The sequence below is a fragment of the Psychrobacter sp. genome, assembly GCF_035469765.1.
In the GTDB taxonomy this organism is placed as follows: Bacteria; Pseudomonadota; Gammaproteobacteria; order Pseudomonadales; family Moraxellaceae; genus Psychrobacter.
Genome location: NZ_DATIRM010000147.1, coordinates 1 through 2043, shown reverse-complemented (window position 1 = coordinate 2043; position 2043 = coordinate 1). Strand labels below are relative to the sequence as shown.

The following is a 2043-nucleotide window of genomic DNA, read 5'->3' as shown; positions in this document are numbered from 1 at the left end:
TCATTATTTAAGATAAAGAAGCAACTTATTAATAATTCCACTGCTTATTAATTAAAAAAGTATATTTAGTTGTAGAAAAACGCCCGCAATCTAATAGATTCGGGCGTTTTGTATTGTAGATAACTATAGCTAGTTACTAGGTATAGTTACTAGCTATAGCTGCTAGACATGGCTACTAGCGAGCTTATCGGTTATCAGCGAATTTTTGTAATACTTGACTGTCCCATAAGACTTCAGAGACCTGTTCAGGGTTCGTGCAAAAACGTGCAGCGACAAATAGCCAATCCGACAAACGATTGATAAAGCTGACCGCTGTCGGTCGAATAGCTTGTGGGCGCTGTTGTTGCAATAGTACGGCTTGGCGTTCAGCACGGCGGCAGACAGTACGTGCCACATGCAATTGGCTGACCAATAATGAGCCTGTCGGTAAGATAAAATCTTTAAGCGGTGGCAACGTGGTATTCATCGCATCGATTTGCTGCTCAAGCCACTCAATATGAGACTGGTTGACGCCTTCATATTCTGGCATCGATAGCTCACCACCGATATTAAATAATAAATGTTGGATAATGACCAAAGCTTGAGCAAAGTCAGCTTGTTGAGTATGCTCAATCGCCGTTTGCGTTAGCTGCGCGCGTACTAAACCGATATGCGAGTTGAGCTCATCTACATCACCCATCACACTAAATAGGCTATCCGCCTTACTAACACGACTGCCATCTGCCATGCCAGTACTACCATCATCGCCAGTACGCGTATAAATTTTGCTTAAACGATTGCCCATATTTTTATCCTTAACTGTCAGTATTTTCATCATTACAGAGTCTTACTTGCGCGCTCATTGTAGTATTTTACGAGCATTTTCGCTAAGATAATGGGTTAAGTTTTATATTAGTGTTCTCTTTGCCATGTATTTAGGCGTGATTTGCTTATATCGGCGCTTTTTTATTGGCTAAGCGGACATGATTGCTAGGCTTGTTTTTTTCTTATACTTTTAATTTAAAGGCTTTATGACTATGACCACACCTCTTGCAGACGCGATGTCTCAGCTCGTCATCTATGACTCACTTACTGGACGCAAGCAAGCATTCAAACCGCTTGTTGAGGGCAAAGTTGGCATGTATGTGTGTGGCATGACGGTTTATGATTATTGTCATATCGGTCACGCTCGAGTGATGGTTGGCTTTGATATGGCAGTACGTTGGCTAGCACAATTGGGCTATGACGTAAATTATGTACGTAATATTACGGATATCGATGACAAAATCATCACTCGTGCTGCCGAAAATGGTGAAGAGATTGGCGTATTGACCCAGCGTTTTATTACTGCCATGCATGAAGATGCGACAGCACTTGGCTGCCAATCACCGAATGCAGAACCGCGTGCGACCGATCATATCGATGAGATGCAGCAGATGATTGAGACGTTGGTTAGCAATGATTATGCCTACGCAGGTGATAATGGCGATGTCTACTATGCGGTTGATAGCTTTGTTGATTATGGCAAATTGTCTAAGCGTAACCTTGATGATATGCAGGCAGGCTCGCGGGTTGAAGTCGAAAACGACAAGCGCAATCCATTTGATTTTGTGTTATGGAAAGCGGCGAAACCTGATGAGCCGCAATGGGCATCAGCTTGGGGTCAAGGACGTCCAGGTTGGCATATTGAATGCTCAGCGATGTCGACCAAATGCCTTGGTAATACCTTTGACATCCATGGCGGCGGTCATGATTTGCAGTTCCCGCATCATGAAAATGAGATTGCCCAATCCGAAGCAGCGACCGGCTGTGAATACGCGCGCAACTGGATGCATGTTGGCTTTATCAATGTCGATGGCGAAAAAATGTCCAAGTCATTGGGGAACTTTTTTACCATTCGAGACGTGATGGCAAAGTATCTGCCTGAGACAGTGCGCTTCTTCTTATTATCAAGCCATTATCGTAGCCAAGTAAACTTCTCTGATAGTGCCTTGGATGAAGCTCATAATAGCCTAAGTAGATTATATCAAGCATTAAAAGTTGCTGAACAACAAAAAGGTGAAG

2 protein-coding genes are annotated in these 2043 nt (G+C 43.3%); one reads left to right on the top strand and one right to left on the bottom strand.

Features of this window, described 5'->3' with window-relative positions; all coding sequences use genetic code 11:
- Positions 1–184: 184 nt before the first annotated feature.
- Positions 185–784 (bottom strand): cob(I)yrinic acid a,c-diamide adenosyltransferase, encoded by a 600-nt coding sequence (locus VLN09_RS04155; RefSeq protein WP_325243965.1) that lies wholly within the window; start codon positions 782–784, stop codon positions 185–187.
- A 256-nt stretch (positions 785–1040) separates the two neighbouring features.
- Between VLN09_RS04155 and cysS the strand changes: the two genes are divergently transcribed.
- On the top strand, positions 1041–2043 hold a 1003-nt coding region (gene cysS / locus VLN09_RS04150; RefSeq protein WP_422662699.1), incomplete at its 3' end, for a cysteine--tRNA ligase.